This is a genomic window from Shimazuella sp. NTD247 (assembly GCF_059510415.1).
Window position 1 is genome coordinate 391,349 of the sequence record NZ_JCAJZU010000004.1, and the last position, 14,635, is coordinate 405,983.

Annotated in this window: 19 protein-coding genes and 12 tRNA genes; 30 read left to right on the forward strand and 1 reads right to left on the reverse strand. The window is 39.9% G+C overall.

Going from position 1 to position 14,635, the window contains the following annotated elements:
- The first annotated feature begins 333 nt into the window (after window positions 1-333).
- The 5 genes from AC5WOC_RS12825 (at window position 334) to AC5WOC_RS12845 (ending at window position 4,638) form a co-directional block, all read left to right on the forward strand.
- Complete coding sequence (locus AC5WOC_RS12825) at window positions 334-585, forward strand: CopG family ribbon-helix-helix protein (protein ID WP_160800440.1); 252 nt, start codon at window positions 334-336, stop codon at window positions 583-585.
- A 5-nt stretch (window positions 586-590) separates the two neighbouring features.
- On the forward strand, window positions 591-941 hold the full coding sequence (locus AC5WOC_RS12830; protein WP_240875848.1) for a type II toxin-antitoxin system PemK/MazF family toxin: 351 nt from the start codon (window positions 591-593) through the stop codon (window positions 939-941).
- A 208-nt stretch (window positions 942-1,149) separates the two neighbouring features.
- Entirely contained in the window at window positions 1,150-1,602 is a 453-nt protein-coding gene (rsbW, locus tag AC5WOC_RS12835) for an anti-sigma B factor RsbW (RefSeq protein ID WP_496055801.1), read from the forward strand.
- Window positions 1,571-2,356 (forward strand): RNA polymerase sigma factor SigB, encoded by a 786-nt coding sequence (gene sigB / locus AC5WOC_RS12840; protein ID WP_496055802.1) that lies wholly within the window; start codon window positions 1,571-1,573, stop codon window positions 2,354-2,356. The genes rsbW and sigB overlap by 32 nt, the downstream gene beginning before the upstream one ends.
- A gap of 152 nt (window positions 2,357-2,508) precedes the next feature.
- Complete coding sequence (locus tag AC5WOC_RS12845) at window positions 2,509-4,638, forward strand: Tex family protein (RefSeq protein ID WP_496055803.1); 2,130 nt, start codon at window positions 2,509-2,511, stop codon at window positions 4,636-4,638.
- Between the two features lie 48 nt (window positions 4,639-4,686).
- Here the strand turns inward: AC5WOC_RS12845 and cmpA are convergent, their stop codons facing one another.
- Entirely contained in the window at window positions 4,687-4,818 is a 132-nt protein-coding gene (gene cmpA, locus AC5WOC_RS12850; protein WP_496055804.1) for a cortex morphogenetic protein CmpA, read from the reverse strand.
- A gap of 141 nt (window positions 4,819-4,959) precedes the next feature.
- On the opposite strand from cmpA, the gene AC5WOC_RS12855 reads away from it, so the two are divergent.
- The 25 genes from AC5WOC_RS12855 to AC5WOC_RS12975 all read left to right on the forward strand — a co-directional run bounded on the left by AC5WOC_RS12855 (window position 4,960) and on the right by AC5WOC_RS12975 (window position 14,623).
- The gene (locus AC5WOC_RS12855; protein ID WP_496055805.1) at window positions 4,960-5,280 is read left to right on the forward strand and encodes a hypothetical protein; all 321 of its coding nucleotides are present in this window, start codon (window positions 4,960-4,962) and stop codon (window positions 5,278-5,280) included.
- Between the two features lie 62 nt (window positions 5,281-5,342).
- Window positions 5,343-6,041, forward strand: coding sequence for a Bax inhibitor-1/YccA family protein (locus tag AC5WOC_RS12860; protein ID WP_496055806.1), 699 nt, complete (start codon window positions 5,343-5,345; stop codon window positions 6,039-6,041).
- Window positions 6,042-6,217: 176 nt separating this feature from the next.
- Window positions 6,218-6,292 (forward strand) — tRNA-Asn (locus AC5WOC_RS12865).
- A gap of 5 nt (window positions 6,293-6,297) precedes the next feature.
- Window positions 6,298-6,388, forward strand: a tRNA-Ser gene (locus AC5WOC_RS12870).
- A gap of 16 nt (window positions 6,389-6,404) precedes the next feature.
- Window positions 6,405-6,481, forward strand: a tRNA-Glu gene (locus AC5WOC_RS12875).
- A 5-nt stretch (window positions 6,482-6,486) separates the two neighbouring features.
- Window positions 6,487-6,562 (forward strand) — tRNA-Val (locus AC5WOC_RS12880).
- Between the two features lie 31 nt (window positions 6,563-6,593).
- Window positions 6,594-6,670: transfer RNA gene (locus AC5WOC_RS12885), tRNA-Asp, on the forward strand.
- 14 nt (window positions 6,671-6,684) lie between these two features.
- A tRNA-His gene (locus AC5WOC_RS12890) sits at window positions 6,685-6,760 on the forward strand.
- 14 nt (window positions 6,761-6,774) lie between these two features.
- Window positions 6,775-6,849 (forward strand) — tRNA-Gln (locus tag AC5WOC_RS12895).
- A gap of 33 nt (window positions 6,850-6,882) precedes the next feature.
- A tRNA-Lys gene (locus AC5WOC_RS12900) sits at window positions 6,883-6,958 on the forward strand.
- A 6-nt stretch (window positions 6,959-6,964) separates the two neighbouring features.
- Window positions 6,965-7,049, forward strand: a tRNA-Leu gene (locus tag AC5WOC_RS12905).
- Window positions 7,050-7,071: 22 nt separating this feature from the next.
- Window positions 7,072-7,157 (forward strand) — tRNA-Leu (locus AC5WOC_RS12910).
- Between the two features lie 60 nt (window positions 7,158-7,217).
- Window positions 7,218-7,294: transfer RNA gene (locus tag AC5WOC_RS12915), tRNA-Pro, on the forward strand.
- A 102-nt stretch (window positions 7,295-7,396) separates the two neighbouring features.
- Complete coding sequence (locus AC5WOC_RS12920) at window positions 7,397-8,194, forward strand: putative protein N(5)-glutamine methyltransferase (protein ID WP_496055807.1); 798 nt, start codon at window positions 7,397-7,399, stop codon at window positions 8,192-8,194.
- 251 nt (window positions 8,195-8,445) lie between these two features.
- Window positions 8,446-9,063, forward strand: a complete 618-nt coding sequence (locus tag AC5WOC_RS12925) for a MarR family winged helix-turn-helix transcriptional regulator (RefSeq protein WP_496055808.1) — start codon at window positions 8,446-8,448, stop codon at window positions 9,061-9,063.
- A gap of 114 nt (window positions 9,064-9,177) precedes the next feature.
- A tRNA-Gly gene (locus AC5WOC_RS12930) sits at window positions 9,178-9,251 on the forward strand.
- Between the two features lie 86 nt (window positions 9,252-9,337).
- Entirely contained in the window at window positions 9,338-9,781 is a 444-nt protein-coding gene (gene tsaE, locus AC5WOC_RS12935) for a tRNA (adenosine(37)-N6)-threonylcarbamoyltransferase complex ATPase subunit type 1 TsaE (RefSeq protein ID WP_496055809.1), read from the forward strand.
- On the forward strand, window positions 9,778-10,473 hold the full coding sequence (tsaB, locus tag AC5WOC_RS12940; protein ID WP_496055810.1) for a tRNA (adenosine(37)-N6)-threonylcarbamoyltransferase complex dimerization subunit type 1 TsaB: 696 nt from the start codon (window positions 9,778-9,780) through the stop codon (window positions 10,471-10,473). The genes tsaE and tsaB overlap by 4 nt, the downstream gene beginning before the upstream one ends.
- 2 nt (window positions 10,474-10,475) lie before the next feature.
- Window positions 10,476-10,937 (forward strand): ribosomal protein S18-alanine N-acetyltransferase, encoded by a 462-nt coding sequence (gene rimI / locus AC5WOC_RS12945; RefSeq protein ID WP_496055811.1) that lies wholly within the window; start codon window positions 10,476-10,478, stop codon window positions 10,935-10,937.
- Window positions 10,930-11,925 carry a tRNA (adenosine(37)-N6)-threonylcarbamoyltransferase complex transferase subunit TsaD gene (gene tsaD, locus AC5WOC_RS12950; protein WP_496055812.1) on the forward strand — a complete coding sequence of 332 codons (996 nt, stop codon included), beginning with the start codon at window positions 10,930-10,932 and terminating at the stop codon, window positions 11,923-11,925. Before rimI ends, tsaD begins: the two co-directional genes overlap by 8 nt.
- A gap of 27 nt (window positions 11,926-11,952) precedes the next feature.
- Window positions 11,953-12,246 carry a hypothetical protein gene (locus tag AC5WOC_RS12955; protein WP_496055813.1) on the forward strand — a complete coding sequence of 98 codons (294 nt, stop codon included), beginning with the start codon at window positions 11,953-11,955 and terminating at the stop codon, window positions 12,244-12,246.
- A gap of 141 nt (window positions 12,247-12,387) precedes the next feature.
- Window positions 12,388-12,768 carry a hypothetical protein gene (locus AC5WOC_RS12960; protein ID WP_496055814.1) on the forward strand — a complete coding sequence of 127 codons (381 nt, stop codon included), beginning with the start codon at window positions 12,388-12,390 and terminating at the stop codon, window positions 12,766-12,768.
- A 251-nt stretch (window positions 12,769-13,019) separates the two neighbouring features.
- Window positions 13,020-13,301, forward strand: coding sequence for a hypothetical protein (locus tag AC5WOC_RS12965; RefSeq protein WP_496055815.1), 282 nt, complete (start codon window positions 13,020-13,022; stop codon window positions 13,299-13,301).
- 235 nt (window positions 13,302-13,536) lie between these two features.
- The gene (locus AC5WOC_RS12970; protein ID WP_496055816.1) at window positions 13,537-13,839 is read left to right on the forward strand and encodes a hypothetical protein; all 303 of its coding nucleotides are present in this window, start codon (window positions 13,537-13,539) and stop codon (window positions 13,837-13,839) included.
- A 235-nt stretch (window positions 13,840-14,074) separates the two neighbouring features.
- Entirely contained in the window at window positions 14,075-14,623 is a 549-nt protein-coding gene (locus AC5WOC_RS12975; RefSeq protein ID WP_496055817.1) for a 5-formyltetrahydrofolate cyclo-ligase, read from the forward strand.
- The last annotated feature ends 12 nt before the right edge of the window (window positions 14,624-14,635 follow it).

Below are 14,635 nucleotides of genomic sequence, written 5' to 3' on the forward strand. Positions count from 1 at the left end.
TTAGCCCGAATAGAAATTATTATGGCCTATTTTTATATCCTTTGTTAAACTCACTACTTGAGACAATAATAATAAGTGATGTGAGATTTTTTGTAATCAAACGAAGCGAAATCAATGATGTTTCCTTTCTGGTTTTGCGAAAGAGGTATGGTCATTAATAGGAATGTTTTTCGTTTGCGGTAGACAATATCGTATATTTTTGCGTTCCATTCAACATAATGGTAGTATTATGTGGTGTTCTAGGATTTTACATGAAAATGTATGCTTTGTTATTATCGCTAACGGTGTAGATTGGTTGGGGGTGCACACATTTTGTCTAGTACCAAGAGAATTATGATCAGCCTGCCGAAAAATTTGCTTCAAGAAGTAGATGGTTTGGTAGAACAGGATAACTCCAATCGAAGCGAATTTATTCGTCAAGCGATGAAGTTATATCTCCGCGAGAGAAAAAAACGCTTCATTCGAGAAATGATGAAAAAAGGGTACATGGAAATGGCCCGAATTAATCTAGGGATATCCCATGAAGCTTTTCAAGCAGAAGAGGAAGCGGATTGTACCTTGGATCGTTTGGTTAGTGGGGTGTAGGGATCTTGATCGTAAAGCGTGGCGATGTATACTTTGCTGACCTCTCCCCAGTGGTTGGATCCGAACAAGGTGGGGTTCGGCCTGTTTTGATTATTCAAAACGACATAGGTAATCGTTTTAGCCCCACTGTGATCGTCGCCGCGATTACTGCCCAGATTCAAAAGGCGAAACTGCCTACCCATGTGGAAATAAATGCGAAAGCATATGGTTTTGATCGAGATTCGGTCATTTTACTGGAACAGATTCGGACGATTGACAAGCAGAGGCTGACCGATAAGATAACTCATCTAGACGAAGAAATGATGAGCCGTGTGAATGATGCACTTCAAATTAGTTTGGGTCTTATTGATTTTTAGTATTATTTTCGTGCGAGGGAACCTTCCCTCGTTTTTTTATGTTTACATCTATTCTTTACGGGGAAATGATCCTTTGAATTCATCTATGATTATGAACAATAATATGGTTTGATTTTTCGTAATAAGCATGGAAAGAAAGGCTGTTGGAAAAAATGCTGATGACAGGTTGTAAGTTTTTGAATTTGCACTCCCAGGAGGATGGATTACAATGAAAGAGATGCCCCTTGATCTGGTTAATCTTGTTATTCCCGCCAAAACTGATTTTGTGAGTATTGCTCGTTTAGCGGTCTCTGGCATTGCCAATCGAATGGGTTTTTCTTATGATGATATTGAGGACTTAAAATTGGCAGTATCTGAAGCTTGTACAAATGCAGTTGACGCACAATATACAGATGGGGAAGGGGATATAAAAGTTTGTTGTAATATCTTCTCCGATCGCCTCGAAATAGAAGTTGCTGAGCAGTGCTTGAAGGAAGATGAGGTAGAAACTCCTGATTTGAAAGCGTTGCGAGAACAAGATTTAGGGCTATTTTTGATAGAATCACTGATGGATGAAGTAGATGTTCAAGAAAAAGGAGGGGTAGTGGTTAAGCTTACCAAATTTATAAAAGAGAATGGAGTGGAGGAGCATGCCGGGTCGCCCGCATCCTACCCGACTTGATGAAGATCAGATTATTGAGCTCGTCGATCGGTACAGGCGGGAAGGAGATAGAGAAGCCCAGGAACAGCTAGTCACCCAGTTTCGGGATTTAGTCGAATCTGTAGCATACAAATTTTCACGCGGGCAAGAGCTGTATGAGGATCTGGTTCAAGTTGCAATGATAGGATTATTAGCTGCTATCAGGCGATATGATCCAGAAATCGGTAGAAGTTTTGAGAGCTTTGCAGTACCTACGATCGTAGGGGAAGTAAAAAGACATATTCGAGACAAAACGTGGAGCGTCCATGTGCCTCGCAGAATAAAAGAATTAGGCCCCCGCATAAAAAAAGCGGTTGAGCAGCTCACGGTCAATTTACAGCGCTCACCACTCGTCACTGAAATCGCAGAATACTTGGAAGTGACTCCAGAAGAAGTTTTGGAAACGATGGAGATGGGCAGGAGTTATCAAGCGATTTCCATGGATTCTCCCATAGAATCTTCGTCCGAAGGTAATCCTTTAACATTATTCGATTTAGTTGGAACAGAAGACGAAGCATTTGAAAAAATCGATAAAAAACTGCTGCTCGACAAAATTTTTCAGGTGCTGAGTAGCCGGGAAAGAGAAATTTTAGAGCTGATTTTCTTTGAAAATTTAAGTCAGAAGCAAGTTGGTGATCGATTAGGTATTTCACAAATGCATGTATCGAGACTCCAACGGCGTGCTCTAAAGAAGCTTCGTCAAACTATTCGAATGGATTTATCAGAAATCATTTGATATTGCAGTACATATATGTTGGTGCCAATTGTATGTCATTTGAAAAAAACAGCTTGCCCATCTTATGTGGGTAAGTTTTTTTTTTCGTCGTTTTACAGAAAGTATCCATGTATGACAAAATAGAAAGCGAACACAAGTTAGGTGGTGCCAATATGGATGTGATGGATCTCGTTGAACAAGTTGCTCGGGAGTTATCTTTTCGAGTAGAGCAAGTGAAAGTGACCATGGAATTAATTGAAGCAGGCAATACAATTCCCTTTATTGCTCGTTATCGAAAAGAAATGACGGGGGAATTGGATGAGGAACAGCTTCGGCAAATTGAAGAGCGGTATCGTTATATTTCAGGTTTATATGCTAGAAGAGATGAGATCGTTCGCCTTATCGATGAACAAGGAAAATTAACAGATGAACTTCATGATAAATTGAAGAAGGCAACAAAATTACAAGAATTGGAGGATTTATATTTACCTTATCGACCAAAACGCAAAACAAGGGCAAGTATGGCAAGGGAGAAAGGTTTGGAACCATTAGCAAAATTGATTCTGGAATCCACAGAATCCATTTCTGATGAATCCATTTCCCCTTTTGTGAACGAGGAGAAAAAAGTAAACTCTGTTGAAGAAGCAGTCAAAGGTGCACTCGATATTTTAGCAGAAGAATTATCGGAAGATGCAGATACACGAAAATGGGTTCGCACCTATACTTGGAACCAAGGTGTACTTGAGGCAAAAGCAGTAGACGAAGATGAAAAAACGGTTTACGAGATGTATTATGACTATCAAGAGCCGATCCGTACGATGCCGTCTCATCGGGTATTGGCAGTTCGAAGAGCGGAAAGAGAAGGAATACTTAAATTAAAAATATCTGTTCCAGAAGAAGGTGTTTTTTCTCTTTTACACAAGTGGTTTCCGCATGAAAATACATATACTGCGTCTATCATACAGGACAGCTATAAACGTTTGATTTCGCCTTCCATAGATCGAGAAATACATGCGAAGATGCTTATAGATGCAGAGGAAAAAGCAATAGACATTTTTAAAGAAAACTTAAGACATCTTTTGCTTCAATCTCCTATCACAGGAAAGGTAGTTCTTGGAGTAGATCCAGCATACCGTACAGGATGTAAATTAGCTGTAGTGGATGAAACTGGTAAATTGCTTGATGTAGATGTTATTTATCCAACGAAACCGAATGAACGGATTGAAGAAGCAAAAGAAAAAGTGCAATTGTTGTTGGAAAAATATCCAATTGAACTGATTGCGATCGGTAATGGAACTGCATCACGCGAAACCGAAGATTTTATTGCTGAAATTATACAAGAAGTGAATAAAGAACTTTTTTATGTCATTGTCAATGAAGCTGGAGCGAGTGTATATTCTGCTTCCCCATTAGCAAAGGAAGAATTTCCGGAATTAGACGCTGCGAGGAGAAGTGCTGTTTCCATTGCCCGTCGTTTGCAAGATCCGCTTGCAGAATTAGTAAAAATTGATCCGAAATCAGTTGGAGTAGGCCAATACCAGCATGATGTAAACCAGAAAAAATTGTCAGAGTCATTAACACAAGTGGTGGAATCATCCGTTAACTATGTGGGTGTAGATGTTAATACGGCATCTCCATCATTGTTGCAATATATTTCTGGTGTCAGCAAAGCCGTTGCCAAAAATATTGTGACAGAAAGAGAGAAAATCGGTAAATTTACAAACAGAAAACAATTGAAAAAGGTCCCAAAATTAGGGGCAAAAACGTTTGAACAGTGCATTGGATTTTTACGAATTCGCGATGGAGAAGATCCATTGGATAAAACACCTATTCATCCCGAGTCATATGAAATTGCCAGCAAACTCTTGGAAAAACTAGACATTTTACCAAATGATTTAGGATTCGATACAACAAAGGAAAAACTGAAAAACGTCGATGTGGAGAAGATGGCGTCAGAGTTAAATAGCGGGGTACCAACAATGAAAGATATTATTGATTCCCTTTTACGACCAGGTAGAGACCCGCGTGAATCACTTCCAAGCCCGATTCTTCGCTCGGACGTTTTAAAAGCAGATGATTTGGAGACGGGTATGCATCTAAAAGGAACGATTCGTAATGTTGTTGCTTTTGGTGCATTTGTTGATATCGGTTTAAAAAATGATGCATTGGTGCACATATCCAAACTCAGTAATCAGTATGTGCGCAATCCAATGGATGTGGTGACAGTCGGGGATATTGTAGATGTATGGGTTTTGTCAGTGGATAAGGATAGAGACCGTGTAAGTCTAAGTATGGTGAATTAAACAAGAGATAGGACTTCTCTAAGAAAAGGCAGGAAGTCCTATCTTTTTTTATAAATTTTTACTCGTTTTTTCATACTCTTTTTTAATAAAAGTAAACCAGCAACGATTTAAAAATCGAATTTGATTTCGATCTTTTGCCTGAAACGCCTGCATCAATTGTTTACTGAGCCAATTGGGCATGCGGTAATGCTCCTTCCGTTTTTTCAGTGGTTATTTTATATGTATTACATGAATAGGTTGTCTTGTGCCTAATCGAAAGAGAAATAAAAAAAATGAATGAAAAAGTTCATTTGCGGGTAAAAGGTAGGTGAGGTGATTGAAATGGAAAGTAAACAAACTTATTATGTGACTGTAGATGGAAGCATAAACACAGAGGAAAATTTAGATAATGCACCTTATGATTTTGAAGTTCAAGCAACAAAAGAAGAAATAAATAATTTACAAAGTTTATTCCAACAATCATATAATGAGGATTGGGAAACATTTACGGAAGCACATCTTCCATACCAGACGGAAGATAGACAAAAACAAAGTACAGATGTGGATAAAAAAATTCGCGATATCTACACAGCTATTTATCATTTGGGCACAGAAGATACAAAGCAGTCCATAAAAAGCCTTGGAATTGTTGATCTTTCGTGAACTTGTGAGTATACTTAGTAGTGAGTATATTTTTTCCTAACATTTTATTGGAGGAATGAGTAGTGGGACCACAATACTATCAATCTTCTTCTGCAGTTAGAACAGATCAACGCTTATTTCAACGCGTTTTTGCTTGGATGTTTGCTGGCTTGCTACTTACGGGAATTATTGCATATTACTTAAGTAGTACAATCAATATGGTTGCTTTCCTTGATTTTTATCCAAAAATGATATGGGTTGCAATCATTGCCGAATTCGTAATTGTTTTTGCACTTTCTGCGTTTATTAGCAGGATGTCCCCGTTTGTTGCCACCTTCATGTTCTTTTTGTATGCTGCTATCAATGGGATAACATTCAGTGTAATCCTTGCACGTGTTGACATCAGTACAGTAGGTTCTGCATTTATTATTACTGCAGGTATGTTTGGTATATCAGCAGCAATTGGTTATATAACGAAAGCAGATCTTTCCAAAATGGGTTCGATTTTGTTGATGTTTGTGCTAGGTATTGTATTAGCTAGTCTTGTAAACATTTTTCTTTTACACAGCGATACATTTGACTTGATTCTTTCTTATATCATTGTTGCAGTTTTCTGTGGAATTACTGCTTATGATGTGCAGAACATTAAGCGATTGAGTGCGAGTATCCAAGGGATGGATCAAAATACAGCTACAAAGGTAGCTATTTTTGGAGCATTGATGTTGTATATTGACTTTATTGCTATTCTGCAAAGCTTAATCAACATTTTTTCAAGAGACTAAGCTTGATTTAAAAACCTTCTCACTTAAAGTGGAGAAGGTTTTTTTCATAAATGAAAAAATTATACTTGACGTGAATATGTGAATCATGCTAGATTATAGAAGTCGCTCGATACGCAATAAAAAAACCTTGCAATCAGTAGTACTTTTTGATACAATGACTCTTGTCTTCAAAATGTTCCCAAATAGCTCAACGGCAGAGCAACCGGCTGTTAACCGGTAGGTTGCAGGTTCGAATCCTGCTTTGGGAGCCAACTATGGAGAGATACTCAAGAGGCCGAAGAGGACGGTTTGCTAAACCGTTAGATGGCGTAAGCCATGCGAGGGTTCGAATCCCTCTCTCTCCGCCAGACTTTACATAATCTCGGCCCGTTGGTGAAGCGGTTCAACACACCAGCCTTTCACGCTGGCATGCAGGGGTTCGAATCCCCTACGGGTCACCATTTTTGGGCGCTTAGCTCAGCTGGGAGAGCACATGCCTTACAAGCATGGGGTCGGCGGTTCGATCCCGTCAGCGCCCACCATTTACCTTATAGTTTTAAAAACCCTTTTTTTGGGGCTGTGGTGTAGAGGCCTAACATGCCTGCCTGTCACGCAGGAGACCGCGGGTTCGAATCCCGTCAGCCCCGCCAGTTTTTTTATTGTGGCGGTCGTGGTGAAGCGGTTAACACACCGGATTGTGGCTCCGGCACTCGAGGGTTCGAATCCCTTCGTCCGCCCCACTTTTTCTTGTTATTGGGGAGTAGCCAAGTGGTAAGGCATCGGTTTTTGGTATCGTGTACCGAAGGTTCGAATCCTTCCTCCCCAGCCACTTTTTTTATAAAAAGTTTTCTCAAATTAATGAGAGCCATTAGCTCAGTTGGTAGAGCATCTGACTTTTAATCAGAGGGTCGAAGGTTCGAGTCCTTCATGGCTCACCATTTTATGCGGGTGTGGCGGAATTGGCAGACGCACTAGATTTAGGTTCTAGCGCCGCGAGGCGTGGGGGTTCAAGTCCCTCCACCCGCACCATTTTTAAAATTACCATATACTTGCGGTCGTGGTGGAATTGGCAGACACGCTATCTTGAGGGGGTAGTGGCCCTAGGCCGTATGGGTTCGAGTCCCATCGACCGCACCAATTTCATCATCTAAAAGAAGAGTTATAAATATAACTTTTCTTTTTTTATACAAATGATTTCGGGGCGTAGCTCAGCTTGGTAGAGTGCCTCGTTCGGGACGAGGATGTCGCAGGTTCAAATCCTGTCGCCCCGACCATAAAACATTTTTTGTGGTCGGACTGAAGCTCAGCTTAGCTGGCTTTTTTCATTTTGTGAAAGAAATTTTTGTATCAACAAAAAAGAGCAAAAAGGAAAAAATATGAATCTTTTTATCAATAAAAAACATAGCGATACGATTTATACAGAGATTGTAACGCAACTACGTGGCGTTGGTTGCGTTTTTGCTGAAGATGAAGCTAAATTACTTATGTCTGCAGCGCAATCTCCAGAGCACCTTTCTGTCATGATAGACCAACGGAAAACGGGAATTCCTCTTGAGTATATTATTGGCTGGACGGAGTTCTGTGGTCTACAAATATTAGTTGATTCAGGAGTTTTTGTTCCCCGCCCCCGCACTGAATTTCTTGTTAAACAAACAGCTGCGTTTGTTCGTCCAGGAGATATTGTAGTAGATATGTGTTGTGGTTCGGGTGCGATAGGTGCTGTGCTGGGCACATACGAGCAATTAGAGTTATATGCTAGTGATGTCGACTCTGCCGCAGTGCAATGTGCTAGGCGCAATCTAGTTTCTGTTGGTGGTAAGGTGTTCCAAGGTGACTTATTTGAGTCTTTGCCTGATACTATTTTGGGACGGATTGATATCTTAGTCGCAAATGTACCTTATGTTCCTAAAGATGAGATCAGCATGTTACCTTCCGAGGCTCGTATATATGAGAAAGAGGTGGCGCTCAACGGTGGAGAGGATGGACTGGATATTTTGCGGCGAATTTCTAAAGATGCTTATCATTGGTTAGCTACTGATGGGCATTTACTGATCGAGGTCAGTGAACAACAAGTTGAAACAGCCGTCGAAATTTATACAAGTAATAAATTCATTCCACAGGTAGTCCGTTCGAATGACTTTGAAGCAACTGTCGTGATTGGAAAGAAGCTTTAAAAATTCAAAAGTAATAAGTAACTAAAATTTAAAAGTTCATCAAAGGAAAAGACTGGCTTAATCCTTTTATCAGGATAAAAGCTAGTTTTTTTATTGTAAAAATAATTTTGTTTCAATCAATACTGATAAGAATGAAAAGTTTCTTTGCAGGTACCAGCAAAAAAAGCGTGACATTTATAACAGGTACCATTATAATACAAATCAGAAGGTACCTGTTAGAATGAATTGTATTATATAGGAGGAAAAACATCATGAGTGAACAAAATTTTGAGTTGTATGAAAAGCTAACCAAGCTTCAGTGGTTATTACACAAACAGCACCTGCGTAGTCATGCCTTGAAAGGTCCCATGGCGGATCCTACTCGTGGACAGGGGAGAATACTTGCCTTGCTTCGCCTTCAGGATGGTATCAGTACAAAAGATTTATCCTATTTGTTAGGGATTCGCGTGTCATCACTCAATGAATTGCTTGCGAAACTTGAAAAGAGTAAATACATTACTCGGGAGCCGTCCGAAGCAGATAAACGAGTGATACTGATAAAATTAACAGAAAAGGGCAGAGATGAAAATCAACAGGAAACAGAACATGAAGATATTTTTAGTTGTCTTTCTCTAGATGAACAAAAAAACTTTGGGGAGTACCTAGATCGTGTAATGGAAAAATTGAAAGAGAAGTTTGGCGAGGAAATGGAAGAAGAGTTTGACAAGCTGCGCGAAGCCCGTGAACGTATGGGTGAAGAGCGATTCAAGCATTTGGCTGCTTTATGGAAGGACAAAAGAGGGCATATGTTTGGCAGAGGAGCATCTCCACATTTTCGTGCCGGTTTCCCAGGCGGTGGGCATGATCATAAAAAAAGACGAGGTCATTAATTTTTGTTAAAAGGAGATGTATTCGCTTCTCCTTTTTTTAAAGCGAATCGAACATCCTAGATGTTGCATCAGATCTAAATTTATGCTATAGTTTTTTAGTAATTAATTTAATATGCGGGTGTAGTTCAATGGTAGAACATCGGCCTTCCAAGCCGAATGTGAGGGTTCGATTCCCTTCACCCGCTCCAATGAAGAAGCTATTTGTTAAAAAGTAGCTTCTTTTTCTTTTTCTTGATAAGATATATTTATTTATGTGGATGGACGGTGTTGTACCTTGGATAATTATGTTTTTCATTCAAAAAATGAAGACGAGACAAGAGCGATTGCCTTTCGTATTGGATCAGTGCTATCCAAAGGTGCAGTTATTGCTTTAAATGGAGAATTAGGTGCTGGAAAAACGACTTTTTCTCAAGGTTTAGCACAAGGGCTTGGTGTAAAAGAATATGTAGACAGCCCAACATTTTCTATTTTAAAAATTTATGAAGGCAGATTGCCTCTTTATCATATGGATGTGTACCGGTTAGATGAGAATAATATTGAAGATCTCGGGCTCGATGAGTTTCTTTATGGAGACGGAGTTTCTCTCGTAGAGTGGCCATCACGAATAACATCCTTGCTCCCAGATCATACCGTAAATATTTCGATAGAAGTCCTTTCTACAGGAGAGAGAGAAATTTTTATGGATTCAAAAACGTTGTTTGAGAAGGTGTCCGAATGAATATTTTGGCTATTGATACTTCTACACTCGTATTAAGTGTAGCGGTATTAAATGAACAAAAAGTACTTGGCGAAATTACAACCAATTTAAAAAAAAATCACTCAGTAAGATTAATGCCTGCTATTGATCAATTATTTCATGACCTAGATATGGCATTAACGGATATTGATTTATTTGCTGTTACTGCCGGTCCTGGTTCTTATACCGGAGTGCGTATTGGTGCGACAACAATAAAAACATTTGCATGGGCTGTACATAAACCTTTTCTTTCTGTTTCTACCCTTGCTGTCATGGCAATGAATGGCGATTATTTCCCGGGTTATATTGTACCTTTGCTCGATGCACGCAGAGAACAAGTTTATGCTGCTGTTTATGAAGGGCAATCAGAAACACAAAAGGAAAGACTCAAAGAACAAATTATTCCGATTGATGAATTGTTGTCTCAATTAAAGCGAATGGATAAAAATATTTTATTTATTGGCGATGATGTTTCTTTCTTTCAATCAAAAATTCAACAGGAACTTGGAGAGCGGGCAATCTTTGCTTCATCGAATAATAATTTGCCTTATGCAAGCAACCTTGGCATATTAGCGATGCAGAAATGGTTAGCAACAAATAGGAGTGAAAAAAATGATTTTGCTCCGAATTACTTACAACTTACTCTAGCTGAAAAAAATTTATTGGGGCGTTAATTATGAATAGTACCAAGAGCCTTTTATTTCGTCCGATGAAAGTAACGGATATCCCAGTTATTATGGAAATAGAAAAACTTTCATTCACTGATCCTTGGAGTGAATTCTCGTTTGTAGATGAAATTACCACCAATGATCTGGCATATTATATTGTCACACAAGTGGATGGACAAGTAGTTGGCTATGCTGGTATGTGGGTTGTTCTGGAAGAATCACAAGTGACCAACATCGCTCTTCATCCCAAGTTTCGTGGACAAGGAATTGCTACGAAAACGATGACTTATTTGATTGAACTTGCGAAACAATTAGGTACTTCAAAAATGACTTTAGAGGTTAGAAAATCGAACCAAATTGCCCAGCGGATATATCGAAACCTTGGATTTACTGTGATAGGAACGAGAAAAAACTATTATCCAGACAATGGAGAAGACGCTATTTTGATGGGATTGGTATTACATGAGTAAACAAGTGATTTTAGGCATTGAAACAAGTTGCGATGAAACGAGTGTCTCGGTAGTAGTGGATGGAGATAAAGTACTTTCCAATGTGATTAGTTCTCAAATGGAGATCCATCAAGCATTTGGAGGTGTTGTTCCAGAAGTCGCTTCTCGTCGGCACGTGGAAAGAATAACATTAATTATCGAACAAGCATTACAAGAAGCAAATATAAGCAAAAGTCAATTGACAGCAATTGCAGTTACCCAAGGTCCAGGACTTGTAGGTGCATTGTTGATTGGTGTTACAGCAGCCAAAGCATTGGCATATTCCTTACGGATTCCGCTAATTCCTGTGCATCATATTGCTGGACATATTTATGCCAATCATCTTGTAAAGCCATTACAATTTCCTCTGATCGCACTGGTTGTGTCTGGAGGGCACACCGAATTAATCTATATGCCAGATCATATGAAATTTGAGCGGATCGGCCGGACAAGAGATGATGCAGTTGGGGAAGCATTTGATAAAGTGGCACGTCTGATGAACTTACCTTATCCAGGAGGCCCGCATATCGACCGATTAGCCGCACTAGGAACTGCGACGTATTCATTGCCGAGAGCATGGTTAGAAAAAGATTCATTGGATTTCAGCTTTAGTGGATTGAAATCAGCAGTTATGCAGTTTATCAAACAAAACGAACGGTACTCCGAAAAGGATTTAGCTGCGAGTTTTCAAAGTGCTGTGCTGGATGTGATTGTTGAAAAAACATTTCGTGCTGTCAAACAAAGAGACGTGAAGCAATTAGTGATCGCTGGTGGTGTTGCAGCAAATAGCGGACTTCGAACGAGACTTCACAACCGAGTGAAACAGGAAAATGTTTCATTGTGTATTCCTCCTTTGGAATTGTGTACAGATAATGCAGCGATGATTGCATCAGCAGCTTATTTTTTATTACAAGAAAAGAATTATGCAGATTTGGAATTGAATGCTGTTGCAAACTTACCATTAGTATAAGCATCTTTTGAGGAAACGGGGAATAGCATGGCACGAGCCGAATGGAAAAAATTTCTCATATTAGTTTTGTATGTGAGTTTCTTTGGTTTAGGGCAGCTTATTATTTGGAAACTACTAGCTACAGTCAAAATAGTATTTACAATTAATGGATATGCACTTGATTTGACAGCAGTTCTTCACTTAGTTGAAAGTGTGCTTATCTATTCAGCGATTATTTATGTCATTTTGAAGAAGACAAACTACTGGAACATCCTTTTTCAAGCAAGTGATATAGTAAAGGAACAGACGGCTCTACGAAAAGAAAAACAAGATAGCGAATAAAACAACCGTTGAATGCCTACAAACGGTTGTTTTATTTATCATCATATTTTTCTATTCTCAATTTACAGCTTTTTTCGTATACTAGAAGTATCAAGTACCCGTCCGATATCGTAGAACAACAAAGAATTCGAGGAAAGTAAAATGGACGTCAGCTTCCGTATTCTGGACATGGTCGAGCGCTTCGGTCACTTGCTCGTCAACGCCTGCAAGGTCGTGTTCTACATGATCTTCGGTGCTCTGGTGTACAACTACATCCAGACGCATCCCCAGCAGGTCAACGAGTTCAAGACCGAGGCGATCCCGGTCCTGCGTCGGATGTACGACGCCACCTCGAACCGCATCTCCGGTGTCATGCATGACGCCCACTCGGTGTTCACTGTCAACAACCTGATCATCGTGGTGCTGCTGGTCACTGCGGTCATCCTCTGCAACCGCTGGGCCGACCGTCGGTACAGGCTGAAGATGATGCAGTACGGCAACCCCACCGGGGCGAAGCCGCTGCCGGTGCAGCAGCAGTTCTGATCTGATTCACCCATCGGACGGGAACGGACAGTTGATGTTGATGACACCCAGTCATCCGCTATCAATTGTCCGCCCGCAATATAATGAAATTCCAAATAGATAAAAAAGATGAGCAGACTATCGCTCATCTTTTTTTATATTTTTTAACAGTACCGTTGATACTTTTGAAATTCTATCTTTCGTTTTATATAATAGAGTCACAATCGTAATCGTCCTATCCATTGATGTGTTTCAAGAGAAGGCTGGCAATTATGTCCCGTATCATCACTCACCTGCTCCTTGCAGTTGTGGCAGTTTTCGCGGCTGTTACCTTTGCCATGAAGGTGTATCCGTCATTCGTCACAGCTGAACCGGTCTCGATGAATCTCCATTTCGTGGCGAGCTGGATTTGGGATGTACTCACCTTCATTCCGTCGATCATCGAAAACATGTTCTTCAGGGATTTCACGCTGGGGGACAGTCTTATGTTCCTCGGCGGTGCTGGTTTGGTGATCTTGGTGGCAAATGAGGTGTTTTGGCAGGGCCGTAGGTGAGACGGAATCTATGATCAAAGTCTGAATTGGATAGGACGGAAGGACAATTGCATGTTTCGTTGATGAGTTTAATGCTCGTCCGACATCAGTTGTCCCCCGTATACAATGAATTAGATTAATAGATAAAAATAGACTACATTTGGTTAGTTTATTTTTTTATAGAGATAGGAAAATCACCGATATTTTCGTATAATATAGTTGTCATTTGAGATACTTCCCCTGAAAATGAGGCAAGATGTTTACTCGTAATAAGTTCCGAGCGGTTGTGATTGCATTTGTGAGCACACTCAGCTTTTTTATGATGGAAGGTGTGAGTTTCGCAGCATCTGTTGAAAAGAAGCAGGATCCTTTTTGGAAGGAAATGCAGTACAATCCTGTTCCGGAAATTTTGGATGAGGTGAAGGGAAAGTTCACAAACACCAATCTGCTGTCTAGTGATAATCTTTACAGCTGGGTAGCCCTCTTTCTTTTGCTCGGTTTTTCCATCCTTTTTTATGTCGGTTATCAAGCACGTATTAAGAAGGACTGCGACAACTAAACCTTTTTTGAACCAACTGTTATGGGGGAACAGTAGGGACAAAGATTTGGTTTATTGGACGTTTGTATGTTTGAGTTGATATCCAGTCATGCTCACATCATTCGTCCGCTGAAAAATCCATCGTAAAAATATAGATTCATTCGCCAAGCATAACTGCTTGGTCTTTTTCATGCCGGAAAGTGGTATGATGGTAGAGTTGATCCATTAAAAGTTGAGCGATAAGTGGGTGATCATCTTGCAGAAAAAGCAACTTCGAATGGAAATGGTGAACATAAGAAATAAAATGGGAATGCCTGAGCGGATACACGCATCAAGGAAGATATGTGACCGTATAAAACAGCTTTCTATATATCAAGATGCTTCCTCTATACTCGTATATTTCTCCTATCGAAGTGAAGTCAGTCTATACGCGCTTATCGAAGATGCTTGGAAACAAGGTAAACAAGTTTCCTTGCCAAGTATGGAGCAAGATGCGATTGTTCCTCGATTGTTCACTTCTCCAGCAGATTTAGAACAGGGTTCTTTTCAAATCCTTGAGCCTAATTCCAATTGTGAAAAAGTGGACAAACACAAAATTGATTTGGTGTTGGTTCCAGGAGTTGCTTTTGATAAAAAAAGATATCGTTTAGGTTTCGGAAAAGGGCATTATGATCGCTTTTTTGCAACCATATCAGATGTTTTTAAATGTGGGATCGCTTATGATGAGCAAATAGTGGAAACCATAGGTGCGGAAGACCATGATATTCCGATGGATCTCCTTATAACTCCAAGTCAAATTGTATAAATATGGATAATA